This window comes from Burkholderia ubonensis subsp. mesacidophila (assembly GCF_002097715.1).
Classification (GTDB): domain Bacteria; phylum Pseudomonadota; class Gammaproteobacteria; order Burkholderiales; family Burkholderiaceae; genus Burkholderia; species Burkholderia mesacidophila.
On the sequence record NZ_CP020738.1, the window covers coordinates 1,376,056 to 1,401,616 of the forward strand.

Annotated in this window: 18 protein-coding genes; 12 read left to right on the forward strand and 6 right to left on the reverse strand. The window is 66.5% G+C overall.

What is annotated here, in order from left to right; genetic code table 11:
* Positions 1-9: 9 nt before the first annotated feature.
* From pgaA to B7P44_RS23760, 5 genes are all read right to left on the reverse strand, one after another.
* Positions 10-2,007 (reverse strand): poly-beta-1,6 N-acetyl-D-glucosamine export porin PgaA, encoded by a 1,998-nt coding sequence (pgaA, locus tag B7P44_RS23740; protein ID WP_193834306.1) that lies wholly within the window; start codon positions 2,005-2,007, stop codon positions 10-12.
* A gap of 173 nt (positions 2,008-2,180) precedes the next feature.
* Positions 2,181-2,933: a hypothetical protein gene (locus B7P44_RS37580; protein WP_231716823.1), complete on the reverse strand. Its 753-nt coding sequence runs from the start codon at positions 2,931-2,933 to the stop codon at positions 2,181-2,183.
* A gap of 39 nt (positions 2,934-2,972) precedes the next feature.
* Positions 2,973-3,392 (reverse strand): hypothetical protein, encoded by a 420-nt coding sequence (locus tag B7P44_RS23750; RefSeq protein ID WP_084908418.1) that lies wholly within the window; start codon positions 3,390-3,392, stop codon positions 2,973-2,975.
* Between the two features lie 837 nt (positions 3,393-4,229).
* The gene (locus B7P44_RS23755) at positions 4,230-4,493 is read right to left on the reverse strand and encodes a hypothetical protein (RefSeq protein ID WP_084908419.1); all 264 of its coding nucleotides are present in this window, start codon (positions 4,491-4,493) and stop codon (positions 4,230-4,232) included.
* Positions 4,494-4,510: 17 nt separating this feature from the next.
* Entirely contained in the window at positions 4,511-5,521 is a 1,011-nt protein-coding gene (locus B7P44_RS23760; RefSeq protein WP_084908420.1) for a LysR substrate-binding domain-containing protein, read from the reverse strand.
* A gap of 604 nt (positions 5,522-6,125) precedes the next feature.
* Between B7P44_RS23760 and B7P44_RS23770 the strand changes: the two genes are divergently transcribed.
* The 11 genes from B7P44_RS23770 to B7P44_RS23815 all read left to right on the forward strand — a co-directional run bounded on the left by B7P44_RS23770 (position 6,126) and on the right by B7P44_RS23815 (position 22,795).
* A complete protein-coding gene (locus B7P44_RS23770; protein WP_084909997.1) occupies positions 6,126-7,541 on the forward strand; it encodes a circularly permuted type 2 ATP-grasp protein in 1,416 nt (471 codons plus the stop codon).
* 70 nt (positions 7,542-7,611) lie between these two features.
* Positions 7,612-8,553 carry an alpha-E domain-containing protein gene (locus B7P44_RS23775; protein ID WP_084908421.1) on the forward strand — a complete coding sequence of 314 codons (942 nt, stop codon included), beginning with the start codon at positions 7,612-7,614 and terminating at the stop codon, positions 8,551-8,553.
* Positions 8,554-8,561: 8 nt separating this feature from the next.
* On the forward strand, positions 8,562-9,533 hold the full coding sequence (locus B7P44_RS23780) for a transglutaminase family protein (RefSeq protein WP_084908422.1): 972 nt from the start codon (positions 8,562-8,564) through the stop codon (positions 9,531-9,533).
* A 96-nt stretch (positions 9,534-9,629) separates the two neighbouring features.
* Entirely contained in the window at positions 9,630-13,055 is a 3,426-nt protein-coding gene (locus B7P44_RS23785) for a transglutaminase family protein (RefSeq protein ID WP_084908423.1), read from the forward strand.
* A gap of 243 nt (positions 13,056-13,298) precedes the next feature.
* Positions 13,299-15,917 (forward strand): circularly permuted type 2 ATP-grasp protein, encoded by a 2,619-nt coding sequence (locus B7P44_RS23790; RefSeq protein WP_084908424.1) that lies wholly within the window; start codon positions 13,299-13,301, stop codon positions 15,915-15,917.
* On the forward strand, positions 15,914-16,924 hold the full coding sequence (locus B7P44_RS23795; protein WP_084909998.1) for a transglutaminase family protein: 1,011 nt from the start codon (positions 15,914-15,916) through the stop codon (positions 16,922-16,924). The genes B7P44_RS23790 and B7P44_RS23795 overlap by 4 nt, the downstream gene beginning before the upstream one ends.
* Before the next feature lie 164 nt (positions 16,925-17,088).
* A complete protein-coding gene (locus B7P44_RS36625) occupies positions 17,089-17,361 on the forward strand; it encodes a hypothetical protein (protein WP_133117890.1) in 273 nt (90 codons plus the stop codon).
* A 331-nt stretch (positions 17,362-17,692) separates the two neighbouring features.
* Entirely contained in the window at positions 17,693-20,266 is a 2,574-nt protein-coding gene (locus tag B7P44_RS23800; RefSeq protein ID WP_084908425.1) for a fimbria/pilus outer membrane usher protein, read from the forward strand.
* 91 nt (positions 20,267-20,357) lie between these two features.
* Positions 20,358-20,828, forward strand: coding sequence for a DUF1120 domain-containing protein (locus B7P44_RS23805; protein WP_231716824.1), 471 nt, complete (start codon positions 20,358-20,360; stop codon positions 20,826-20,828).
* Positions 20,829-20,875: 47 nt separating this feature from the next.
* Complete coding sequence (locus B7P44_RS23810) at positions 20,876-21,730, forward strand: fimbria/pilus chaperone family protein (RefSeq protein ID WP_084908427.1); 855 nt, start codon at positions 20,876-20,878, stop codon at positions 21,728-21,730.
* A gap of 147 nt (positions 21,731-21,877) precedes the next feature.
* Positions 21,878-22,795: a DUF1120 domain-containing protein gene (locus B7P44_RS23815; RefSeq protein ID WP_084908428.1), complete on the forward strand. Its 918-nt coding sequence runs from the start codon at positions 21,878-21,880 to the stop codon at positions 22,793-22,795.
* A 389-nt stretch (positions 22,796-23,184) separates the two neighbouring features.
* Here B7P44_RS23815 and pip read toward each other — a convergent pair whose 3' ends face one another.
* Positions 23,185-24,117 (reverse strand): prolyl aminopeptidase, encoded by a 933-nt coding sequence (pip, locus tag B7P44_RS23820; RefSeq protein WP_084908429.1) that lies wholly within the window; start codon positions 24,115-24,117, stop codon positions 23,185-23,187.
* 263 nt (positions 24,118-24,380) lie between these two features.
* Between pip and B7P44_RS23825 the strand changes: the two genes are divergently transcribed.
* Complete coding sequence (locus B7P44_RS23825) at positions 24,381-25,532, forward strand: acyltransferase family protein (RefSeq protein ID WP_084908430.1); 1,152 nt, start codon at positions 24,381-24,383, stop codon at positions 25,530-25,532.
* The last annotated feature ends 29 nt before the right edge of the window (positions 25,533-25,561 follow it).

The following is a 25,561-nucleotide window of genomic DNA, read 5'->3' on the forward strand; positions in this document are numbered from 1 at the left end:
CTCCTGGTTCTAGAACGGCAGGTTGAGCGAGAGGAAGCCCGTTTCCGAGCGCTCCCGCTGGCCGTCGTAAGCGTGGCTGCTGACCTCGACGCCGTAGGTCAGCGTGATGTCGTGCTTGAAGGTCCACGCATGTTCGAGGCGGGCGGTCCACAGCGCGCTGGTGCCGAATCCTCGCTCGTTGTAGGCGCCGCCGGACGCGGAGATGCGCTGCCGCATCGACATGTCGCCCTTCTTCCAGACCAGCCACTGATGCATGACGGTCGCCGCGGCCGCATAGTCGCGTGCCGGACTGAAGTAGGGGGTGGCCTGCCGGGTGTTGCTGTCGGTGCCGACGTTCAGCGAAACGTTGACCAGCTGGTTCGCGGACGTGTACACGCGCTGCGTGCCGGTCGCCGCGATTTCCTGGTGGAAGTTCGAGTCGGAGTAGCGGCTTACGCCGTAGCTCAGCCTGACCTCGCGGCGATCGTTCTGGCGGTACGCCACCTCGACGTTCGCGGACTTGCCCCAGATGTGCGCGACATAGGCCTTCCACGGCAGCGCGTTGTCGTTGCTGTCGAGCCCGCCGGATACCGACCAGTAGTCGTCGAAGTTGTAGGTGACGGAACCGCGGCCGCCGGTGCGTCCGTCGGTGCCGAACGATCGCGTGGCTTCGGCCTGCAGGCTGAGCGGCCCGTGCCGGTAGTCGCCGCCGACCCCCGTGCGCGTGCGGCTGATCCTGCCGATGTCGGTTTGCGCATAGCCGAAGAACGTATGGGAAAACACGCGCCAGTTGTCGCCGAACGGTTGCGAATACAGATACGTATTCGACGTGAAGCTGTTGTCCGCCAGTGCGCTGTTGCCGTGCTCGTAGCTCACGTCCGTCGTCAGCACCGGGCTGCGGTACGCGTTGTAGTCGCGCTTGAACTGGCGGACCGCACCGCTGTCCGGAAACGTATTGCCGAAGGTCTGGTCGATCTTGCGCGCGGCTTCGTAGTCGTCCGCCGCGAGCGATGCGCGGCCGAGCCCGGCGAGATTCTCGATGCTGTCGGGGTGGTCGGTCAGCGTCGCGTGATACATCGCGGTCGCCTGGCGCGGGTGCGACTGGCTCGATATTGCGTCGGCATGGGCGGCGCTTATTTCGGAGTTGAACGGCACTTCCTTCTCGATCTTCTCCAGCTCCGCAATCCCTTCTTCGGTCCTGCCGGTGTTGATCAGAAGCTGCGCGCGCAGCCGGTAGTAGCGCAGGTAATCGTCGTTTGCCGGGTCCCACGGATGAACCTGCGCGGCCGGCGGCAACGACTTGGCCATCTCGTCGAGCACCGTGCTCGCATCCTTCGCCCGTCCCTGGTCGATATACGACCAGAACAGGCCCTCGCGCAGCTCGATCGGGCGCGTGCGGGCGCCATACTGGTAGCCGCGCGTCGCACGGTCGGTCGGCGACGCGCTCGCCTGCGTCAGCGCGCGTCGATAGGCGGCCTCGGCCTTGCCCGGCTCGCCGAGGTACAGATAGGCGTCGCCTGCGCCCGCCAGCGCATCGATCGAGACCTCCGCGTCGGGCGGGATCGTTTCGAACGACGCCACCGCCTTTTGCATGTCGCCGCGGGCCGCGTAGGCGACCGTGCGATCTCCGGCGAGCGCCGTTCGGACCGGCGAGTACTCGGGCGTGATCGGCATTTTCGCGTTGAGCTCGTCCGCCGCGCGCAGCGCGGTGTCGAGCCCGTCGAAGCGATCGGTGCTCGTCATCGAGCGCGCCTTGTCGCGTCCGCCCCGCACTTGCTGGCGGATCGAGAGTTCTTCCAGCTGGGCGAGATCGAAGGCGGAGAAGATGTCCGGCCGGGATTTCGCCTCGTCGATCGCCTTGACGGCGCCGCCGCTCGTGGCGAGACCGAACACTTCGTCGCGCACGGCTGCCGCGTCGGCCGGCTGCGCGCCCGACGCGCCCTGCGCCTGGGCGACGTTCTGCGGTTTGCTTGAATCGGCTTCGCCTTCGGCGGCGATGCAGGTACCGGATGCAACGAGCAGCAACATGAGCGGCGCCTGAAGAAGAATTCGCCGGTTGCGCGGAATGGCAGTGAGTCTGCGATTGTTGATGTTGGCCACGGGGTGTCCTCACTTCGAAACGGTTAGATCGGTCGTGCGCCGATCAATGCGCTCGATCTGCCGTCGAGTTTCCTGGTGATTCCGGTTCCCCGAGTACAACGTCAAGGGTGGTTTCGGATGGCCTCCCCGAGCAATGCCCGCGATTCACCGTTCTGCGGGTCGATGGCGAGCGCCCGGCTCGCGTTCTGTTGGACACAGTCCCATTCTTCGAGCACTGCGCACGTGCGCGCCTTCGCGAGCGCACGGGCGCCTTCCAGCTCCTGGTGCGTGACGCCTGCGGTGTGCGTGTGTCCGCCGCCGCCGTTGAACGCATGCGCGCGTGCCGCGAGCGTCGGGCGCGTCTTTGCATTGGCCACGTCATGAGTGCGTGGATGCGGGTGCTGCTGGCGATGCATGCCGGCATGCCTTTCATTGACGGCGCCGCCGGACGGTGTCGCATGTGCCGCGTGCGCGTTGGCCGCAGCGGCAACCGGCGGGGCAGGCGCGGGTGCGGGGGGCGTTGCCGTCGCCTGCGCGTCGACGCGCGGCGTGGCCTCCGGCTCGATTTCGATCGTCACCGGCGCCGTCATGCCGGTCGATGGCGTCGTTTTCGCCGTGTCGGCAGCGGAACCGGCCATCTGACCGGGTGTCGATGCAACGGCTTGCTTGTCAGGGATCCTGACCGATACGCCGACCACGCCGGATGCTTCGTGTGCCGTACTGGAGGGCTCGTCTACGACATCTCGCTTGACATAGGCGAAGATGCCGAAAATCACGGCAAACGCCACGAAGCTGAGCGCCGCATTCTTGCCTGGGCCCCAGCCCGGTTTCGGATGGCCGGTGGCGTGCATATGCTGTCGATTCGCACTGGTCATGCATCGCTCCTCGATTCCGTGCCGTTGCCGGTGGAAGGCTTACCACCGGAGTTGCGTATTCAGCACACCTGTTTCGACGATCGCGTATTTCGTTTCGCCCTGGTACGTGCCTTCGATCCGGTAGCTGGCATCGGGAACGCTGAACAGGCAGCGCGGCCCTGCCGCATTGAATTCGGCGAGGACGCGACCGTGGCGCCTCAGCCGCACTTGAACGTTGGCGAGCGGATTGCCGGATTGAGCGGAAGCAAACGACACGCCCAGGTTGTAGGGGCGCCCGTCGGGTGGAAGTGGCGCGGTGCCGTCAATCCGTGCGTCACCGCAGATGTATGAGATCACATAACGCTGCGTGCCCGGATCGGACCCGGCGGCCGTTTGGGCCGTTGCCGCTGCGCCCATGAAAAGCATCGAGGCGGCAGTGGCTGCAGCAGGAAAAGCATGCTTTCGAAACGAAGATAACATCGAAACCTCCGCTCGCAGTTGATAGCAAGCATACATTCCGGATCGAAAAACGCAATGGCTATTCGCCATTTCGCAACACGCTATTCAATTTCGTGGGTCGATTAATAAAATGCCGTGCATGATGCGGGAATGACGATGGTCGGGAACATAATATTTAAATGAGGATGGTGGGTGAGTTTGTGTAGACGGTAATGACCGGAAAAGGAAATTTTTTCGGTTCGTGGGCTTGCATGGTCGATTCAACTTGCAGAACATAATATCTAAAGAGGTTTGCGACGCGCTTCGATCCGATGCAACCTGCTGATAAAAGAAAATTTTGCCGCCTATCCGTATGCGGTATTGCATGACGCGGGATGTTCGAGGCGTGGTGCGTGATATTGGGGTTGTGGTTGAATTTGCGTCGGCGGTAACGACTGACAATTGAATATTTTCCGCCATGCGGCAGGGGATTATTTTATGTCGATGGGTGGAGTTGTATTTTTGGTTCTGTTTGTTTGATTGAATAAATGGTGGTGTTTCGCGGTGGAAACATTTTTGGTGATTGGGTGTTTCGTTTTTGATATCGAAATCGTATTTTTGTGATTTCAATGAAGATCTTGTGAAAGAAGTCGGTGCGGCCACGAGGGTGGCGTGTTTCAGGGAAAGGCATTTCGCGCCTGAGTCATATTCAACACTCGAAAGCACTTATCGGTGTTAACGACGACGGGACATTTACTCATTGCCATCGGATTACGACTGAATATTGGCCTGGACCCGCGACTTATCCTGCCCATTCGTGGGCGCGGCATCTCGGGACGATCCCGGGACGACGCCCGGAAACGCGCGGAGGACGTGCTATCACCAGACCAATTCGCTGGGCGGGATCGCATGCCTCATGCGCTGCAAGTCGAGCAGGGTGCAGTGCGTGATCGGGGCGGCGGGAAATTCGTCATCCTGATGGAAGGGCAACGAAGACGCCGGTGCGAGATGATGCCGGCCGATATTCCCCGGCGCAACCTTGTCCAAGACGCCCGCGGCGTCATGAAGCGGTGAAATGGGATGGCGCGGGATGGCGCGTCGCGCCCCGGGGCAGACGCTCGTCGGGCTGACGTCCAGGGACATCCTGTCTCGCCTGGCGATCACTCGCCGGCGGCGAGCCGTCCGCCGCCACCCGCCGCCCGTCTCGCGAACCGCATCGCCGGCGCCGGCTGGCCGGCGGTCGCCGTAACCGGCGCCGCGTCGCGCGGCCGGTTCATGATGTACGTCCACAGCTGCTCGGCCGCCAGCCCGCGCTTGCGCGCCGACCGGTACAGCCGGATCTCCAGCTCGGTGATCCAGTCCGCCGATCCCGCGCACACGAGACTGCCGTCGGCCAGCTCTTTCGCGACGCAGCTTTCCGGCAGCCAGCCGATCCCGTGTCCCGCCACCACCATCCCTTTCAGCGCCTCGGACATGTGCGTCTCGAAGCAGCGGTGCAGCGCGTACGGCTCGGCCGCGTTCAGCAGCAGCATCTCGACCACGTTGCCGAGGAACGCGCCCGACGAATACGCGAGCAGCGGCAGCGGCTCGCCGGGCCTGCCGGGCAGCTGGAACAGCGGCTTGCCGTGCGCATCGGGCGTGGAGACGGGGAGGATCCGTTCGACCCCGAGGTTCACGAACGGGAAATGGTTCGGATCGAGCACGATCGGCAACTGCGGATGGTGATAGCCGAGCAGCAGGTCGCATTCGCCCTCGACGAGCTGCTGCACGCCCTCCGGCACGTTCACCGCGTTGACGCGCGCGGTCACGTGGCCGACTTCGCCGTTGAGCTGCTTCAGCCATTCGGGGAACAGCGTGAACACGAGCGTATGCGCGACCGCGAACCGTACGACCTGGTCGCTCGCCGCGAACTGGTCGTAGCCGTTGACCAGATTGCGGGCCGCATACATGCTGCGCAGGATGTCCGCGGCCAGCCCGCGGAACATCTGTCCGGCCGGGGTGAGGGCGACCGGCGTGATGCTCCGGTCGACCAGCTTCGCATCCATCCAGGTCTCGAGCGAGGCGATCCGCCTGCTGAAGGCCGATTGCGTGAGATGCCGGTTACGCGCCGCCCGGGAAAAACTCTTGGTATCCGCAAGGCTCAGGAAATCTTCCAGCCACTTTGCTTCCATATCGATCGTCGTCTTTTGTAGTCGGGCGCGTGCTTGTGCCGAGGGGCGGCATTTCGCTGCACGAACTTTCTAGCGTACCGCGCCTCGTGCCGAGCATACCGATGTTTTTTTTCGATCGGTATCAGTCGAAATATGCATGAGCGTTGTCGCCATCAATACGGCCGCATAACGTGGTCATGCCGGAAACGGCTAACCGGCTGGTTCATCTCGCGTCTGAACTCGCCGGCTGGCCGCGGACGGTACTTCCCCCAGGGCCGGCCGCGCAGTGCGCGCGCCGGCCCGCCTCTTTCGCTGACGCGGTGCAGCAACCCGGCGCGCGGGGCACCGCGCTGGAGCGGTTGCGCGGGCTGGCCGGCCGCGAATGCTGCACTGCAGATTGCACATTCATGACACGCGGGAGAACCATGATCATGACGCGCGGCGCACCGATGCCGCGCATCGCGTCGCGCGCTGCACCGCCGTGGTGCGGCATGCCGCCGGAGCGTGCCGGCGCCGCGGCGAAATGAGGGAAGCGCGGGGGAATCGCAAGGCACGCTCCTTGCTCCGCAGTCGATACGCCGGTCCGGCATGCGCAATGCCGGGAAAAACGATGGAGAACAAATCGATGAAGCCATTCGATGAAATGCTGCAATCCGGCGACATGGTCAGGACGCCTTACGCGCGCCTGAAGCAGTGGCTCGACACGCAGAACCCCGCGAGCCTCGCCCAGAAAGCCCACGACGCGGAGGGCGTGTTCCGCAAGACGGGCATCACGTTCGCCGTGTACGGCGACGCGGAGGCCGCCGAGCGGCTGATCCCGTTCGACATCGTGCCGCGCATTATTTCCGGCAATGAGTGGAATCGGCTGTCGCTCGGCATCGAGCAGCGCGTGATGGCGCTCAATGCGTTCCTCGACGACATCTACCACCGCCAGGAAATCGTGCGCGCGGGGATCGTGCCGAAGCACCTGATCGCGCACAACGAAGCGTTCCTGCCGGAGATGATCGACTTCCGGCCGCCCGGCAACGTTTACACGCACATCATCGGCGTCGACATCGTGCGCACCGGCGAGAACCAGTTCTACGTGCTCGAGGACAACGCGCGCACGCCGTCCGGCGTGTCGTACATGCTGGAAAACCGCGAGACGATGATGCAGCTCTTCCCCGAGCTGTTCCAGCAGGTCAAGGTGCGGCCGGTGGAGACCTATCCGCAGATGCTGCGCCAGTCGCTCGCCGCGGTCTGCCCGCCGGGCGGCAACGCCGACAACCCGACCATCGCCGTGCTGACGCCCGGCATCCACAATTCCGCGTACTACGAACATTCGTTCCTCGCCGACCAGATGGGGGTGCACCTCGTCGAGGGCAGCGACCTGCAGGTGATCGACGACCGCGTCGCGATGCGCACGACCGAGGGCTTCCGGCCGATCGACGTGCTGTACCGCCGCGTCGACGACGCGTTCCTCGACCCGCTGACGTTCCGCCCCGATTCGGCGCTCGGCGTCGCGGGGATCATGGACGTGTACCGCGCGGGCAACATCACGATCGCGAACGCGCCGGGCACCGGCATCGCCGACGACAAGGCGATCTATTCGTACATGCCGGAAATCGTCGAGTTCTACACGGGCCGCAAGGCGCTGCTCGAGAACGTGCCGACCTGGCGCTGCGGCGAGGCGGACAGCCTGAAGTACGTGCTCGAGCATCTCGACGAACTGGTCGTGAAGGAAGTGCACGGCTCGGGCGGCTACGGGATGCTCGTCGGTCCGTGCGCGTCGAAGGCCGAGATCGAAGCGTTCGCCGCGAAGCTGCGCGCGCGCCCGGCGAACTACATCGCGCAACCCACGCTGGCGTTGTCCACGACGCCGATCCTGACCGAGGCGGGCCTCGCGCCGCGGCACGTCGACCTGCGGCCGTTCGTGCTGGTGTCGGATCGCATCCGCATCACGCCGGGCGGGCTCACGCGCGTCGCGCTGAAGGAGGGCTCGCTCGTCGTCAACTCGAGCCAGGGCGGCGGCACCAAGGACACCTGGGTGCTGGCCGACTGAGCGGAACACGGCGACAGCGCGCGCCGGCAACGGCCGCGCGCGAACGGAAACCAGACGGAGTGGACACAAGATGCTTCTTGGACGCACAGCGAGCGGTCTCTACTGGATGTACCGCTATATCGAGCGCGCGGAGAACACCGCGCGGATCGTCGACGCCGGGCTGCGGATGGCGCTCACGCGCACGTCCGACGCGCCGGCCGAATGGTCGTCGGTGCTCGTCAGCTCGGGCGCGGACGACGGCTACCGCGAGAAATACGACGCCTACGCGGCCGACACCGTGACCGACTACCTGCTGCGCGACCGCGACAACCCGTCGAGCGTGCTGTCGTGCATCGAGGCCGCGCGCTCGAACGCGCGGATGGTGCGCACGGCGCTCACGCGGGAGGCGTGGGAGAGCGTGAATGGCGCATGGCTGTCGCTGCGGCGCGTGCTCGCGCAGCCGGTGCCGGAGGGCGAGCTGCCGGCGGTGCTCGATCAGGTGAAGCGCGAGACCGCGCTGATCCTCGGCAGCTTCTACAGCACGATGCTGCGCAACGAGATCTTCGATTTCGCACAGATCGGCGCGTTCGTCGAGCGGGCCGACAACACCGCGCGGATCCTCGACGTGAAGTACCACCTGCTGCTGCCGTCGGTCTCGCACGTCGGCACGATCCTCGACAACTACCAGTGGGAAACGATCCTGCGCTGCGTGGCCGCGCACCGCTCGTACCGCTGGGTCTACGACGTGCAGTACAAGCCGATGAACATCGCCGACTACCTGATCCTCAACGGCCGGATGCCGCGCTCGCTGCGGTATTGCTACGGCCGCGTCGTGTCGAGCCTCAACCTGCTCGCGAAGGACTACGGCGTCACGCACCCGTGTCACGACACCGCCACGAAGATCCTGCAAATGTTGTCCGACACGAGCGTCGAACGGATCTTCAAGAGCGGCCTGCACGAATTCCTGACCGACTTCATCGGCCGCAACAACAGCCTGGGGCTCGAAATCGCCCAGGCGTACAACTTCGACTGAGACTTGCCATGCGACTCGCCATCCGACACATCTCGCGTTATCAGTTCGACGATCAGGTCACCCACGTGCTGCAACGGCTGCGGCTGCGTCCGCAATCGGGGCCGGGCCAGACGGTGCGTGCGTGGCAGGTCACGATCGACGGCGTCGAGCCGACGCTCACCTATGCCGACGGGCTCGGCAACCGCACCGACCTCGTGCGGCACGACCGCGGCGCGAAGGCGGAGATCGTGATCGTCGCGGCGGGCGTCGTCGAGACTCAGGATCGCGCGGGCATCCTCGGCCACATCGAAGGCTATGCGCCGCCGTGGATCTTCGAGCGCGAGACCGCGCTCACGAAAGCGGGCGACACGGTGCGCGCGCTTGCCGACGCGCTGCCGATCGAGCAGCGCAGCCTCGACGCGCTGCACTGGCTGATGACCGAAGTGCACGGCCGCATCGCGTACGCGCCGCATGCGCCGGACACGCCGGTCGACGCGGAAACCGCGCTGCAAAGCGGCGCGGGCACGAGCCGCGATCACGCGCACGCGTTCATCGCGGCCGCGCGGGTGCTGAAGATTCCGGCCCGCTACATCTCCGGCTACGTGCTGGCCGACAGCGCGATGCAGCGCATCGCGGACGCGAAGCTGGGCGGCGGCGCGCAGGAAGAGGAGGCCGTCGCGCTGCAAAGCGGCGAACGGATGCAGCAGGCGCTCGGCACGTCGCACGCGTCGCAGTCGCAGGGCATGCCGCGGCCGGCGCTCGGCGCGCAGCAGCAGGCGGCCGCGCCGATGCAGCAGCCCGCCGGCCACGCGTGGGCCGAGGCGTATGTCGACGGGCTCGGCTGGGTCGGCTTCGATCCGTTCATGAACCGCTGCCCGGACGAGCGCTACGTGCGCATCGCGATCGGCCTCGACTCCCACGACGCGCAGCCGGTGACCGGGGCCGGCGCGACGCCGCTCGGCATCGAGATCAGCGTCGTGCAGTCGCCGGAACTGGTCTGACGCGCGCGTCAGCCGACGAACCCGTCGCGCCGCTTCGCCGCGCCCGATCCGGCGCGGCGCGACGGCCCGATCCAACCTGAGCCGAGCCGCTTCGCCATGCCCATTCACGTCGCGCTGCATCACACCACCCGTTACCGCTACGACCGGCTCGTCAATCTCGGCCCGCAGGTCGTGCGGCTGCGTCCCGCGCCGCATTGCCGCACGCCGATCGTCGCGTATTCGATGACGGTCCGGCCCGCGCAGCACTTCCTCAACTGGCAGCAGGATCCGTTTGCGAACTACCTGGCCCGGCTCGTGTTCCCGGAGCGCACGCGCGCGTTCGAGATCACGGTCGATCTCGTCGCCGAGATGTCGGTCTACAACCCGTTCGACTTCTTCCTCGAGAGCAGCGCCGAGCAGTACCCGTTCCAGTACGACGACGCGCTGCGCACCGAGCTCGCGCCGTATCTCGCGTGCGATCCGCCGACGAGCGCGTCGTCCGCGTTCCGCGCGTATCTCGACGGAGTCGACCGCACGCCGGCCGGCACCGTGAACTTCCTGGTCGCGCTGAACCAGAAGCTGTCGCGCGACATCCGCTATCTGGTGCGGATGGAGCCGGGCGTGCAGACACCCGCGCAGACGCTCGAACGCGCGTCGGGCTCGTGCCGCGACAGCGGCTGGCTGCTCGTGCAGCTGTGCCGGCACCTGGGGATCGCGGCGCGCTTCGTGTCGGGCTACCTGATCCAGCTCACGCCGGACGTCAAGTCGCTCGACGGCCCGAGCGGCACGGCAGTCGACTTCACCGACCTGCACGCGTGGTGCGAAGTGTATTTGCCGGGCGCGGGCTGGATCGGCTTCGACCCGACGTCGGGCCTGCTCGCCGGCGAAGGGCACATTCCGCTCGCATGCACGCCGCAGCCGACCAGCGCCGCGCCGGTCGAGGGGCTGATCGACGAGTGCGAAGTCGCGTTCGAGCACGAGATGGCAGTCACGCGCGTGTACGAATCGCCGCGCGTGACGAAGCCGTATACCGACGCCCAATGGGGCGCGGTGCGCGCGCTCGGCGCGCAGGTCGACGCGGCGCTGACGGCCGGCGACGTGCGGCTCACGCAGGGCGGCGAGCCGACCTTCGTGTCGATCGACGACCGCGACGGCGCGGAATGGAACACCGACGCGCTCGGGCCGACCAAGCGCGGCTATGCGACGGAGCTCGTGCAGCGGCTGCGCGCCGAGTACGGCCACGGCGGCTTCCTGCATTTCGGGCAGGGCAAGTGGTATCCGGGCGAGCAGCTGCCGCGCTGGGCGCTGTCGATCTTCTGGCGCGCGGACGGGCAGCCGGCCTGGCGCGATCCGTCGCTGTTCGCGGACGAGCGCGTGCCGTCGGCTTATACGACCGACGACGCGAAGCGCTTCATCGACGCGCTGGCCGCGCGCCTGAACCTGACCGGCGAATTCATCCGTCCGGGTTACGAAGATGTCTGGTATTACCTGTGGCGCGAGCGCCGGCTGCCGGTCAACGTCGACCCGTTCGACGCGCGGCTCGACGACGAACTGGAGCGCGCGCGGCTGCGCAAGGTGTTCGAGCAGAAGCTCGACAGCGTGATCGGCTACGTGCTGCCGCTCAGGCGCGCGGATGAATCCCCGGGGCTCGAGGGCCCGTGCTGGCAGACCGGCCCGTGGTTCTTCCGCGACGAGCGGATGTACCTCGTGCCCGGCGATTCGCCGATGGGCTACCGGCTGCCGCTCGACTCGCTGCCGTGGGTCGGTCGCGCCGACTATCCGTACCTGGCCGAGCGCGACCCGTTCGCGCCGTGCGAGCCGCTGCCGGATGCCGACGCGTTCCGCGCGCGCCATGTCGGGCCGGGCGATGCGCCGCGCTATCTGGCCGGCGTGCATCGCGAGGCGTCCGCGCAGACCGTGATGCAGTGGCGCGAGAGTGGCACGACGGGCGGCGCCGCGGCCGGCGGGCGCCGTGCCGCCCCGGACGCGACGCGCCAGCCCGAGCGTTTCGAATCGGCCGCGTGGATCACGCGCACCGCGCTATGCGTCGAGGCGCGCAACGGCATCCTGTACGTGTTCATGCCGCCGCTCGCCGCACTCGACGATTATCTCGACCTGCTGGACGCGCTCGAGCTGACCGCCGGCGCGCTCGGCGTGAAGCTCGTGCTCGAAGGCTATCCGCCGCCGCGCGACGCGCGCCTGAAGCTGCTGCAGGTGACGCCGGACCCGGGCGTGATCGAGGTCAACATCCATCCGGCGCACAGTTTCGACGAGCTGGTCGGCCATACCGAGTTCCTGTACGACGCGGCGTGGCAGTCGAGGCTCAGCAGCGAGAAGTTCATGGTCGACGGCCGCCACGTCGGCACGGGCGGCGGCAACCACTTCGTGCTCGGCGGCGCGACGCCGGCCGACAGCCCGTTCCTGCGGCGTCCGGACCTGCTCGCGAGCCTGATCGCATACTGGCACAACCATCCGTCGCTGTCTTACCTGTTCTCGGGGCTCTTCATCGGCCCGACGAGCCAGGCGCCGCGCGTCGACGAAGCGCGCAACGACCAGGTCTACGAGCTCGACATCGCGTTCGCGGAAATCCAGCGCAACCAGCTGCTGCATGGGCACGACATGCCGCCGTGGCTCGTCGACCGCGTGCTGCGCAACCTGCTGATCGACGTGACCGGCAACACGCACCGCAGCGAGTTCTGCATCGACAAGCTGTATTCGCCCGATTCGCCGACGGGCCGCCTCGGCCTGCTCGAACTGCGCGCGTTCGAGATGCCGCCGCATGCGCGGATGAGCGTCGTGCAGCAGCTGCTGCTGCGCGCACTGGTTGCCCGCTTCTGGGCGGCGCCGTACACGACGCCGCTCACGCGCTGGGGCACCGCGCTGCACGACCGCTTCATGCTGCCGACGTTCCTGAGGATGGATTTCGACGACGTGCTGGCCGAGCTGCGCGACGCCGGCTTCGATTTCGATCCGGCGTGGTTCGCGCCGCACTTCGAGTTCCGCTTCCCGCTGTTCGGGCAGATCGCGGTGAACGGGATGCAGCTCACGCTGCGCGGTGCGCTGGAGCCGTGGCACGTGATGGGCGAGGAGGGCGCGAGCGGCGGCACGGTGCGCTACGTCGATTCGTCGCTCGAACGGCTCGAGGTGCGCGTCACCGGCCTGAACGACAACCGCCATGTCGTGACCGTCAACGGCCGCGCGCTGCCGCTGCAGCCGACCGGCACCGCCGGCGAATACGTCGCGGGCGTGCGCTACAAGGCGTGGGCGCCGCCGTCCGCGCTGCATCCGACGATCGGCGTGCATGCGCCGCTGACGTTCGACATCGTCGATACGTGGATGCAGCGCTCGCTCGGCGGCTGCCGGTATCACGTCGCGCATCCGGGCGGGCGCAACTACGCGACGTTCCCGGTCAACGCGTACGAAGCCGAGAGCCGGCGGCTCGCGCGTTTCGTCGCGATGGGGCATACGCCGGGCCGGATGGCGGTGGCGGCGGCCGTGCCGAGCCGCGAGTTCCCGTTCACGCTGGATTTGCGGCGGCCTTGAGCGCCGCATGGAGGAGACCTGATGACGATGCGCGGGCGGCCGGAGCCGCCGGGACGACAGCGCGCGCCGGCCGATGGCGGCCCCGCCGGAATGCTAGGATGCCGGCAGAGCGCGGTCGCGCACGCGCGCCGCGCACCGTGGCGGCGCGCGTGCGGGATCGACTGCTGACTCGCGCCTCCTGACCGAAGACGGACCGACACCGTGCCGCCCATTCACCCCGACGATCTCGCCGCCGCCGACCCGATGCACACGCTCTTCGATACCGGGTCGCAGCCCGACGCCGCCGAGCTGGCCGCCGCGCTTGCCGCGCCGGCGGCTGCCGGCCGCTACGACGAGCTGCGCGGCAGCGCGGCCGGCCTGCAGGCGCCCGCGCTCGCGCCGGCGTGGCGCGCGTTCTTCACGCACCTCGGCAGCGACGGCGTGGCCGATCTCGACCGCCGCGCGGACGCGCTGCAGCGGCGCATGCGCGAGAACGGGCTGTTCTACCAGCTGCACGAGCAGCGCGCCGGCGACGGCGCGACCGGCCCGTGGTCGCTCGACCTGCTGCCGCTGATCGTCACGTCGCAGGATTGGGCGGCGATCGAGCGCGGCGTGCTGCAGCGCGTGCGGCTGCTCAACACGATGATGGCCGACCTGTACGGGCCGCAGACGATCCTGCAGCGCGGGCTGCTGCCGCCCGCGCTCGTCACCGGGCATCCCGGCTACCTGCGCGCGATGCGCGGCGCGCGGGTGCCGGGCGACACGTGGCTGCACGTCGTCGCGTTCGATCTCGCGCGCGGGCCGGACGGCCAGTGGCGGATGATCGCGCATCACACGCAGGGCGCGGCCGGGCTCGGCTATCTGCTGGAAAACCGCCTGATCGTGTCGCGCCTGCTGCCGCGCACCTTCCGCGGGCTGCGCGTGCAGCGGCTCGCGGCGAGCTACCGCGCGCTGCTGCAGAGCATGCAGGCGCTGAGCCCGGCACGGAAGAACTCGCGGATCGTGCTGCTGACGCCGGGGCCGCACAGCGCGACGTATTTCGAGCATGCGTATCTCGCGCGCTACCTCGGCCTCACGCTGGTCGAGGGCGGCGACCTGACCGCGCGCGACAACCGCGTGTTCCTGAAGACGCTGCGCGGGCTCGAACCCGTGCACGGGATCCTGCGGCGCGTCGACGACGCGTGGCTCGATCCGCTGGAGCTGCGGCCCGATTCGCTGCTCGGCGTGCCGGGGCTGCTGCAGGCGGTGCGCGCGGGCAACGTGCTGCTCGCGAACGCGCCGGGCTCGGGCTTCCTCGAATCGCCGGGCATGCTCGGCTTCATGCCGCGTCTCGCGGAAAGCCTGCTGGGCGAAACGCTGACGCTGCCGGCCGTGCATTCGTGGTGGTGCGGCGAGCCGGCCGCGTGCGACGACGCGCTGCCGCAGCTCGCGCGCTGCATCGTCAAGCCGTCGTTCCCGCCGGACGTGCAGGCGGGCGGCGGCTTCGAGCCGGTGATCGGCGCGCGGCTCACGCACGCGCAGCTCGCCGAATGGCGCGCGCGGATCCTCGCGAATCCCGCGCACTACACGGTGCAGGCCGACCTGCCGCTGTCGCAGGCGCCGACGTGGCCGGGCCACCGCGAGCCGAGCGACGGCTACGGCAACGGCGGCGCGCGGATCGTGCCGAAGCCGCTGTTGCTGCGGGTGTTCGCGCTCGCGGACGGCGCGGCGCGCTGGCGCGTGCTGCCCGGCGGGCTGTCGCGGGTCGGCGCGCGCGACGCGCTGTTCAACGCGCCGATGCCGCACGGCGGCAGCACGGTCGATACGTGGGTGATGACGGAAGGCGTCGTCGATGCGACGACGCTGCTGCAGACCCATCTCAGCGCGGAGGACCTGAGCGCCGCGCAGCCGCGCGCGATCGCGAGCCGCGCGGCGGAGAACCTGTTCTGGCTCGGGCGCTACACCGAGCGCGCGACCAACCTGATGCGGCTCGCGCGCGCGGCGCTCGAACGGCTGCGCGGCGAGGACGACGCGGACAGTCCCGCGCATCTGGAGCTGATCGACACGCTGTGCCGCGACGCGGGCCTGATCGCGGCCGATGCGCCGAGCGCCGTCGACGCGCCGCGCGCGTTCCAGCATGCGCTCGCCGTATCGCTGACGCGCGGCGCGGACCGCGCGGCGGGCATCGCGTCGTGCCTGTTCGGGATGCGCGGCGCGGCGGCCGCGATCCGCGAGCGGCTGTCGAGCGAGCAATGGCGGCTGATCGACGACGCGACCCAGTTGTTCGCCGACAGCACCGGCAACGCGGAAGCGGAAGAGCAGCTCGGCAACGAAGCGCTGCAGCTGCTCGACCGGCTCGGCCTGCTGCTCGGCGCGATCACCGGCGCGCAGACCGACAACATGACGCGCGACGACGGCTGGCGGCTGCTGTCGATCGGCCGGCAGATCGACCGGCTGGACTTTCTGTGCAGCGTGTTGCGGTTCGCGTTCGACGAAGGCGCGGTGCACAAGCAGGACGGCTTCGAGCTGGTGCTGGAGCTGTTCGACAGCGCGATCACGTTCCGCTCACGCTTCCAGCGCGGCTTCGACGTCGCGCCGCTGCTGTCGCTCGTCGTGCTCGACACCGACAATCCGCGCTCGCTCGCGTGGGTCGTGCAGGCGATGCGGGGACGCCTGACGAAGGTCGAGCGCAGCGAGGGCTATGCGCTGTCCGAGCTGGCCGACGCGATCCCGGACGTGCCCGGCTGGTCGCTGCACGAGTTGTGCGAAACCGGCGACGATGGCCGCCACGACCGGCTGCTCGAGCGCCTCGACACAACCGCGAAGGCCGTGTGGGCGCTGTCGAACCGGATCGGCGAACGCTATTTCAGCCACGTGCGCGAGGCGGGCAGGACGCTATGGTGACGACGACCAAGTCCGCGGCGAAGGCGCCGCCCGCACCGGACGCGGCTACGCCTGCCGATCCCGTCGCCGGCCGGCTGCTGCGTGTCACGCACGACACCGAGTACCGCTATGCGGCGCGGGTCGAATCCGCGCAGCACCAGGCGCGCCTGACGCCGCTCGCGACGCCGCGCCAGCAGGTGCTGTCGTTCGCGCTCGACATCGAACCCGCGCCGGAAAGCGTCGGCGCCGAGACCGATGCGTTCGGCAACGCGCGCACGTCGTTCGCACTGAACCAGCCGCACGACGCGCTGTTCGTGCGCAGCCGCAGCGTCGTGCGGGTGACGCCGCCCGTCTGGTCGGCCGGCGCGCGCGGCGAGCCGCCGCCCGCGATCGCGCAGCCGGACCCGGCGCACGCGAGCGCGTGGGAGGCGGTGCGCGAGCGGTTCCGTTTTCGTGCGGGGCAGCCATACGACACGGCGAGCGAATTCGTGTTCGCATCGCCGCACGTCGCGTGCGACCCGGCGCTGGCCGCGTATGCGGCGGTCAGCTTCACGCCGGGCCGGCCGCTCGTGCAGGCGGCGTGGGACCTGATGCGGCGCATCCACGCGGAATTCACGTACGCGCCGAACAGCACCGACGTGACGACGACCGCACTCGATGCGCTCGCGCTGCGCCAGGGGGTGTGCCAGGATTTCGCGCACGTGATGATCGGCGCGCTGCGCTCGCTGGGGCTCGCGGCGCGCTACGTGAGCGGCTATCTGCTGACGCAACCGCCGCCCGGGCAGCCGCGGCTGATCGGCGCGGACGCGTCGCATGCGTGGGTCGAGGTGTACGACCCGGCGTGGCCGGAGGACGGCGGCTGGCTGCAGCTCGATCCGACCAACGATCGCGCACCGGGCGACGACTACGTGATGCTGTCGATCGGGCGCGACTACGCGGACGTGACGCCGCTGCGCGGCGTGATTCGCGGCGGCGGCGCGGATCAGGAGCTGAAGGTCGGGGTGACGGTCGAGCCGCTGGAGGCGTGACCGGGCCCACGCATCGATGATTCGTGCTGGGACCATCGTGTATGCCGCACGCCGCCAAGGACGTCGTTGGCGACAGACGATAAACGTCGCCAGTCTGCATAGCCATCCCGCTTTCAGATCTGATCCTTCAGACGACGCGCGCAATTGCATCGTGCGGCGGCGACATGGCCGGATACCGCTACGGCGTCCGGGGCGCGCTGCCCGATCGGGCGCGCCACGCGCATCGGCGCATCTCCATTTTCCTGAAACGCGTGAAACGATCGGCGCGGCTGTGGGCCGTACGGCAAGCCGGTTTTGCGTTTCGACGCCTGCCGATTGTTGCGGGCGAGCCGCCGCCGCTCGATTCGGCGATATGCGATGCCATTCCTGAAATGAGGAATTCATTGATATCTCTTTATTGGTGCGAATTTGAGGCGTTTGTCTATATTAAAAATTGACACGAATTGCATTGTCGATATATGGCGTGCGTGATGCGGTGGGATTTAATTGAGATGGTTCTTATATTTTTCACATATATTTCGTACTTGTATTATTTGTTTTATATGGGCGGAGTGACAAAATTGAGGCGGATATTGTGAATAGTTAATGAATTTTTAAAGTCGACGCGTTGTGAATCGAAGATACCGCCTGCGAGGCGCCCCACGATACGATGTTTGCCCCAGCCGGACTGGGGCAACGCGCGTCTTCGAGTCGCTGCTGTTTCGTGTCGGCTGGGCGGCACTTGCAGCAAGCATTCACTGCAAGGCAGCGCCGGCGCCCGTCGGTGCGATGCTTCAGCCGAAAGGGGCGGCATCCGACATAAGCGTCGAATTCGATATCGAGACACTGAAGGAGCGTGGTCTCGACCCGGCACTCGCGCATTACTTCGCTGAAAAACCGCGTTTCCTCGGCGGCGTGCATCGCGTCTCGCTCTCCGTCAACGGTCAGCCGCGCGGGACAGTCGATGTCCGCTTCGACGATCAGGGCAACGTGTGTTTTGATCACGCGTTGATCGCACGGGCGCACCTGCGCTTGCCGGATGAACTGACACCGCCCCGTCGCTGGAGCTTCCTCGCATTCTTGAGTGGACAGCCTGCTCCGCTTTCCGGGCCGGCGAAGATGGGTTCGTCCGATTCTCGCCCCGAAAACGCGGAATCGCACAGCGGCGAGCCGGAGAGAGCCACGCCTGACGACGCGAGACGAGTCGTTGCGTCGGAGCGATCGGCGCGTCCGTTCGCGGAGAGCTGTTACGACTATCGATCGTTTCAACCGCAGACGGAAATCAAGGCCGATTCGTCGAGAGACCAGGTCGAAATCGTCGTGCCTGCCGATGCGCTGACCCAGCCGCGTCCCGGCGATAGCGCGTCATCCGGCGGTACGGGCGCGATGCTGAACTACAACCTGGTGGCAGGCGGCAGCCGATCGGGCGGCAGCGGTACCACGACGTACCTGTCTGCGGATACCGAAGCCGGATTCAATCTGGGCGACTGGGTGGTGCGCAGCGCGCAGACATACTGGCGGCAGCAGGGCGAATCCGAATTTCAGATGCCCTATGTCTTCGCGCAGAAGACGGATGTCGACACGGGCTATCTGGTACAGGTCGGGCAGATTGCGATCCAAAACCCGGTCGTCAGCGGGATGCCGATCGAGGGCGTGCAGATCCTGCCCGACGATGCGCTCGCGTCTGTCGAGAGCGGCAGCGCGATTCAGGGCGTCGCCACGCAGCAGTCGCGCGTCGAGGTTCGGCAAGCAGGAATCCTCGTCTACACGACATTGGTGCCTGCGGGGCCGTTCATGCTCCGCAACGTTACGCTGGTCGATCGCTCGTCGCTGATCGAAGTCACGTTGATCGACCAGGCGAACAACAAGCGCAGTTTCACCGTATTGCCTTCGTCGCTCGTCGCGCCCCGCGGCGCGCCGCTCGGTCTGTCGCTGGCGGTCGGGCGCGTATATCAGTACCGCGGGCCGAATGAAATGGCGCGTCCTGTGGTCGTTTCCATCGCGAAGGGCTGGAATGTCGGCGAGCGCTCGAGCGTGGTCGCGGGAGCAGTCGTGTCTTCTCGCAACCAGACCGTTGGCGTCAACCATACGATGCCGCTGTTCGGAAACAGCGTGTCGGCGGGGAGCAACGCGCAGATCAGCAATTCGCCGCCGTTGGGAGAGCGCGGCGCCAGCGTTGGCTTGTCGTTGTCCGCTCAGCTTCCGCGCGACGTATCGCTGAATATCCAGGCCAATCGGCAGACCATCGGCTTTCGCACATTGTCCGATACGCTCTATGACGTGCCGGACAACGTCCGCCAGTCGGCGTATTGGGAGATCATGCGCAACTACCGGGTTCGCGACGTGACGTCCGGCTCGGCGACCTGGAACAGCGATAGCCTTGGGGCGCTTTCCGCATCGTTCAATCGCTTCTCGACGTATGCCGGTTTCTCCGGCCAGCACGTCGCTGCATCGTGGAACCGCCAATTCGGTCGAGCCAGCCTGTCGATCAATATCGATCGCTCGCTCGGCCGCGGCACCACCGGCGCGGACACGGCGATCTACGCATCGCTCAGCTTTCCGCTCGGCCCGGTACACATGAGCACCTATGTGACCCGGAACAGCGGCATGCTGCGCGGTGGCGTCAACGCGAGCCAGACAGTCAACGATGTCGTCAGCTACAACGTCGGCGCGGAGCGCGGACAAGACAGCGGCAGCGAGCGGGCATTCGCCACGCTGAGCTTGCGGCCGCGCTTCACGCAGGCTTCGGTGAGCGGCTCGGCGCAACGCAACAGCGGATCGTTGTCCGCGCAGCTTCAGGGCGGGATGGTCGCGACGCAGGAAGGCGTCACGCTGTCGCCATACAGTATCGGCGATACGTTCGGCGTGATCTCGACAGGCGATCTGTCGGGGGTGGGCATCAGCACGCCGGCGGGTGTCGTGTGGACGGATGCGCGCGGCAAGGCCGTGATCGGCAGCATTCCCCCCTATGCCGACGTAAGCACGGTTGTCCGTACCCAAACCTTGCCGCGCGACGTGGACATCAAGAACGGATACGCGGAGCTCAACGCGGGACGCGGATCCGTCAATTTCATCGACATCGCGGTGCGCAGGACGAAGCGCATGCTGCTCAACGTGCACATGAGCGACGGAAATCCGCTGCCTGTCGGCTCGTCGATTCGCGATTCCAAGGACAACTACGTCACGACCGCCGTGGGCGACGGCGTGGTCTATCTCGACCAGGAACCCGCCGGGCCGCTCGTCGCGCGCTTGCCGGGAAGCGGTCAGTGCAGCCTGCGGTTCCAGGCCCCGGAAGGGCAGGTTCTCGCTTCGCCTTTCGTCCAGGTCGACGCGACCTGCGACGCCGATCCGAATTCCATCTGAGGAGCGCGTGATGAACCGAATTCATGCATTGACCCTCGCCGCCACGCTCATCCTGGGGGGCGTGACGGTCGCCCGCGCGGAGCCTTGCGCGATGACCGTCAACGATCCGAACGTCGATTTCGGCCGGGTGTTCGGCGATCGGATCGGTGCGAAGCCCGGTACCGATCGCCGTCCCGTTGCGTCGATGAATCGTGTGATCGCCGTGCAGTGTCCGCGGGCTGGCGTCGTGGCAATCCGTTTCGACGGCATTCCGTCGCCGGATGGCCGCATCCGCCTTGGCAGCGTGGCCGATTACACGATCACGGTGACGCGCGTCGCACTCGACGGACGGGACGTGCGGGCCGGCATTGCGCCGAGCGGCAGTGCGGCGGCGGTCGCTTCGGTCCCGCTGGTTTTCCGGCAGGGCGAGACGCTCGTTCCGTACGACACGAATCTACCCGTATCAGGCAGGCGTCTCGACGTCTTTGTCCGCATCGATGCATTCCGGGCGACCGAAACGGCGCTGAGCGGGGAGGTGACCGTCACGTCCGAGCCGCGCTTCAGCCTGGTGTCCGCGCCGTGACGGCGTTCCATTCAATTCCGTATTTTTCCAACAATTTGGAGGACCTCATGTCCCATCTCGCACGCTTGTTGTCAGCACTGCTGCCCCTCTTTCTGACCGCCGGTACGGCCGCATCCGCGCACGCGGCAGGCATGGTTCCGGAAACGTCCGTCGTGCTGATCGACGAGGCGGTCGGGGAGGCCGCGATGAAAATCAGGAACACGGACGACAAGTCGGCGCTGCTCTACACGATCATCGAACACGTACCCGACGATCAGGAAAAGTTGTTCACCGTGACGCCCCCGGTCGCGCGGGTCGACCCCGGCCAGACGCAACTGGTTCGTTTCATCCTGACGAACAAGACACCGCTCAAGACGGAACGGCTCGCACGAGTCGTCTTCGACAGCATCGGCGAGCGAAAGGATCCGGATGCGAGCGTCGTGGCGATTCGTATTCGCCAGAACCTGCCCGTGGTCATTCACCCGAAGGGGCTGCCGGTCAATCGCGAGCCATGGAAATTGCTGAAATGGGAAGCCGTGGACGGCAAGTTGCGAGTCGTGAACGCGAGCCCGTACGTCGTGCGGCTTGGCGCGACCGTCCAGCTCCTTCCGGCCGGGAAGCAGGCGTATTTGCCGAATACCTACATGCTGCCGGGGCAGTCCACGTACGTGATGATGCCGAAGGATGACAAGCGCAACGCTGCGCAACGCAAGCAGGCCGGGAAGGGCGGCGATGCAACGGCCGAGACGAAGGCCGAGGTCGAGGAGATGCTCAAGCTCTCTCCGGGCGCCACATCGATTCGCATTCAGCCTGCGACCAGTTACGGCTATATGGCGGATATCTACGAGGCGAGGATCGAAAACGGAGTGGATGGTCAGGTCGTGGGCGCCGGCGCAGGACGGAGCGATTCGCCGTCCCGCTGACCGGCGGCGAACTGTAGAAAATTTGTAGGAAATTTGGAACTTATCCTATATAGATTTGGATGCCTAACTAATAGAATTTATCGCGTCTGATTTTGGAAATTTCATATCGGACTTTTTTAAGCAGTCTGTATACACAGGAGAGAAGTAATGAATCGAATCAAATTGAACCCCGCTATTGGTGCGATGGCGATCGGCATCGCAATGATGAGCGCTGCGCCGCATGCTTTCGCGCAGTCGTCCGCGGTGCTGAAGGTGACCGGAACGATCGTTCCTCCGGCTTGTACGCCGACGTTCGAGGGCGGCGATACGATCGATTTCGGCCAGGTATCGCCTCGCGCGGATTTCAGCAAGGTCGGCGAGAAGAGGACGTCGCTGCGAATCTCTTGCACGTCGCCGTCGTTCATCGCGTTCAAGGTCACCGATAACCGGAACGGCACGCAGGTCAACCGGAACGCGCTGGCGAACGGGACGAGCACGGTGATGAGCTGGCTGGTGCCCAATCTCGCGAACGAGGGCGGCGGCATCATGGGCTGGAACGATCAGCTGTTCGGCCTCGGCAAGACGACCAAGGGCACGAAAATCGGTGCATATTCGATGCAGCTCGGCGCGGCGAAGGTCACGGGTTCGACGAGCGGCGGTATTGGCTCGATGACGAACATGGCCGTCACGACGGGTGTGTCGCTGAGCGACTGGATGCCGGCCGTGGGCGGCATGGCCGATTCGACATATAAGGCCATCGTCGGCAAGCTCCCCCTCCTCAACGCGTCTCACGGTCTGTGGATCACGCGCAGCGGAACGACCGGGACGGTCGGCGGCCTGCTCGGTGGCGATACCGGTCTGTACATCGCGAAGAACTTCAAGTATTCGGCTGTGAACGCCTTCAACGTCGGTAATGCGCTGTCCGTCGTGCCGCTGGTCGGCGGCGGCGTTGCGCATGCGATCAACGGGACGAACTTCACGTTCCCGATCAAGGTGCGTGCGATGCTGAACTCGGCGAGCGCGCTGGGTACCGGCACGGCCGAGACTCTGGATGGCCAGGCGACGTTTGACCTCGTCTACATCTGAGCCTGAAGTCGCTCGCTGGCGAACGGGGAACCGGCTCGATGCCCGACACGCCTGTGTCGCGATCCCCGCTTTGCCGATCGAGCGATCGGCAGCAGTGATGTAATGTGCGCCGCCGTCGCTGTGAGGCTGTATCCATGGCGGCGGCGGTTGCCCTCGGCGATCGCGCCGCCATCCCAATGGGGGCGGTGCAAAGGAGTGCCGTCCGACCCGGTCGATGGGCGAATCCCGTGTCGCGATGCAAGGGCCGAGCAGACAAATCGGCTTGCCGGTCGGACGAAGAAGAACTTTTTGGACTCGATGGCGTCGCCGGCCGTGTCGCACGGCGCCCGACCAGCGCTCCGGCGCAAGCGCTGGCGTGCGCGGCCATGCGGCGTCGCGTGCGTGCCGCGCTACCCCGCGAACCGGTCCGTCGCGGCGATCAGCGCCTTCAGGATGCCCGGCTCGTTGTACGCATGGCCGGCATCGTCCACGATCTCGAGCGACGCGTCGGGCCACGCCTTCGACAGATCCCACGCGGTGCGGGCGGGCGTCGCAACGTCATAGCGCCCCTGCACGATCACGCCCGGAATGCCGGCCAGGCGATGCGCGTCGCGCAGCAGCTGGCCCTCGTCGACGAAACCGTGGTTCACGAAGTAGTGGTTTTCGATGCGCGCGAACGCGAGCGCGAAGTGTCCGTCCGCGAAGTGCTCGGCGAGCGCGGGGTCGGGCAGCAGCCGGATCGTGCGACCTTCCCACGTGCTCCACGCGCGCGCGGCGTCGAGCTTCGCGGCTTCGTCGTCGCCGGTCAGGCGGCGATGGTACGCGGCGATCAGGTCGCCGCGCTCGTCGGCCGGGATCGGCGCGAGGAATTCTTCCCACAGGTCCGGAAACAGCCACGACGCGCCTTCCTGGTAGTACCACAGCAGTTCCGCGCGGCGCATCGTGAAGATGCCGCGCACGATCAGCGCGCTCACGCGTTCCGGGTGGGTTTCCGCGTAGGCCAGCGCGAGCGCGCTGCCCCACGAGCCGCCGAACACGAGCCACTGCCGGGCGCCGACCATCTCGCGCAGCCGCTCGATGTCGGCGACGAGATCCCAGGTCGTGTTGTTGTCGAGGCTCGCGTACGGCGTCGACCGGCCGCAGCCGCGCTGGTCGAACAGCAGCACGTTGTAGCGCGCGGGATCGAAGAGCCGGCGATGGTCGGGACTGCAGCCGGCGCCGGGGCCGCCGTGCAGGAACACTGCCGGCTTGCCCTCCGGGTTGCCGCACAGCTCCCAGTAGACCTGGTGGCCGTCGCCGGTGTCGAGGTAGCCGTGGGCGTAGGGTTCGATGGGTGGATACACGGAATGTCCCCTGGAATGAAGGTCGCCCGGATGCCGTGGCGGCGAGGCCGGAAGCGAATCGCCATTATGCCCAATCCGTCAAGCCCGCGCCCGGCTGTTGCGCCGCATGAATTACGCCGTTGTGCGGCGTTGTTTCCGGCGGTATTTTTTTAGACAATTTTATTTCGATATTTTTCAGCGAAACTGCCGACGACGTATCGGCACGCCATTCAGAAACACCAATCAATAAACCGGCCATTCGCCATTCCGATGGAAACGAGTCCATGACACATCGTGTCAAGCAGCTTACCGGGTTGCGCGCCGTCGCGGTAACGATGGTCGTTGTCGGACATGCGGAACACGTCGCGCCCGGCGGCTATACGGGCTGGCTCGCGCCGCTGCGGCTGCTGGCCGACGGCCGGCTCGGCGTACTGATCTTCTTCGTTCTCAGCGGATTCCTGATCACCAACGTGCTGCTGGGCGAACTGAAGCGCACGGGAAGCATCGCGCTGGCGCCGTTCTATGTCCGGCGCGCGCTGCGGATCTGGCCGGCCTGCTACGCGTATCTCGCGGTCGTCGCGATTCTGGCGGTGGCGGGGTGGATCGACGTCAGCCCGCACCAGTGGGCGCTTGCCGCGCTGCATCTGTGGAACTATTCGGTCGGGCTCGGCCTGACCGCCGACACCGCGCTGCATCCCGACGGCGCGTGGTATCTCGGCCATTTCTGGTCGCTGGCGCTCGAGGAGCAGTTCTACTGGTTCTGGCCGCTGCTGCTGCTGTTCGCCGTGCGGCGCGATAACACGCGCTGGCTGGCGGCGCTGATCCTGATCGTGCCGCTCGTTCGCGCGGGCACCTATTTCGCCGCGCCGGCGCTGCGCGGCCAGCTGCGGATGATGTTCCATACGGGCATCGATCCGATCCTGATCGGCTGCTACGTGGCGCTCAACCGGCAGCGGCTGGAGGCGTGGATCGGATCATGGCGCGGCGAGTCGCGCATCGTCACCGCGATCGTCTGCATCGTGCTGTTCGCGATGCCGGTGATCGAATCGGAACTGCGGGGAGTCTGGAATATCACTTACGGCGTGACGATCGAAGCGGCGTTGATCGGCATTCTGATCGTCGTGCTTAATTTTCGACATGATTTATGGTGTTCGCGATTGTTGCAAACCAGGCCGCTCGTGTTTATCGGCACGATTTCATTCAGCCTGTATCTGTGGCAGCAACCGTTCGCCAATCCGAACCTGCCGATCCCGCATGGCTTTCCGCTCGGCATCCTGGAGGCGTTCGCGGCGGCCATAGCCAGCTACTTCCTCATCGAAAAGCCGTTCCTGCGGCTGAAAGACCGCTATTCGGCGCGCGGCGCGCAACGCGCGCGCGACGGCGGGCTGAGGATGCCGGCGGGGACCGATGCGATCGGGCCCAAAGTCGCGGAGTAGGCGGGCGGAGTCACGGCGGCGCGATCCCG

What these genes read in the sequence shown, in the direction of transcription:
- B7P44_RS23790 (WP_084908424.1), top strand. Translation starts at nt 13,299, where the DNA reads ATGCACACGCTCTTCGATACCGGGTCGCAGCCCGACGCCGCCGAGCTG.
- B7P44_RS23785 (WP_084908423.1), top strand. Translation starts at nt 9,630, where the DNA reads ATGCCCATTCACGTCGCGCTGCATCACACCACCCGTTACCGCTACGAC.
- pgaA (WP_193834306.1), bottom strand. Translation starts at nt 2,007, where the DNA reads ATGTTGCTGCTCGTTGCATCCGGTACCTGCATCGCCGCCGAAGGCGAA.
- B7P44_RS36625 (WP_133117890.1), top strand. Translation starts at nt 17,089, where the DNA reads ATGGCCGGATACCGCTACGGCGTCCGGGGCGCGCTGCCCGATCGGGCG.
- B7P44_RS23775 (WP_084908421.1), top strand. Translation starts at nt 7,612, where the DNA reads ATGCTTCTTGGACGCACAGCGAGCGGTCTCTACTGGATGTACCGCTAT.
- B7P44_RS23810 (WP_084908427.1), top strand. Translation starts at nt 20,876, where the DNA reads ATGTCCCATCTCGCACGCTTGTTGTCAGCACTGCTGCCCCTCTTTCTG.
- B7P44_RS23780 (WP_084908422.1), top strand. Translation starts at nt 8,562, where the DNA reads ATGCGACTCGCCATCCGACACATCTCGCGTTATCAGTTCGACGATCAG.
- B7P44_RS23800 (WP_084908425.1), top strand. Translation starts at nt 17,693, where the DNA reads ATGCTTCAGCCGAAAGGGGCGGCATCCGACATAAGCGTCGAATTCGAT.
- B7P44_RS23755 (WP_084908419.1), bottom strand. Translation starts at nt 4,493, where the DNA reads ATGTCCCTGGACGTCAGCCCGACGAGCGTCTGCCCCGGGGCGCGACGC.
- B7P44_RS23760 (WP_084908420.1), bottom strand. Translation starts at nt 5,521, where the DNA reads ATGGAAGCAAAGTGGCTGGAAGATTTCCTGAGCCTTGCGGATACCAAG.
- B7P44_RS23815 (WP_084908428.1), top strand. Translation starts at nt 21,878, where the DNA reads ATGAATCGAATCAAATTGAACCCCGCTATTGGTGCGATGGCGATCGGC.
- B7P44_RS23750 (WP_084908418.1), bottom strand. Translation starts at nt 3,392, where the DNA reads ATGTTATCTTCGTTTCGAAAGCATGCTTTTCCTGCTGCAGCCACTGCC.
- B7P44_RS37580 (WP_231716823.1), bottom strand. Translation starts at nt 2,933, where the DNA reads ATGACCAGTGCGAATCGACAGCATATGCACGCCACCGGCCATCCGAAA.
- B7P44_RS23770 (WP_084909997.1), top strand. Translation starts at nt 6,126, where the DNA reads ATGAAGCCATTCGATGAAATGCTGCAATCCGGCGACATGGTCAGGACG.
- B7P44_RS23825 (WP_084908430.1), top strand. Translation starts at nt 24,381, where the DNA reads ATGACACATCGTGTCAAGCAGCTTACCGGGTTGCGCGCCGTCGCGGTA.
- B7P44_RS23805 (WP_231716824.1), top strand. Translation starts at nt 20,358, where the DNA reads ATGACCGTCAACGATCCGAACGTCGATTTCGGCCGGGTGTTCGGCGAT.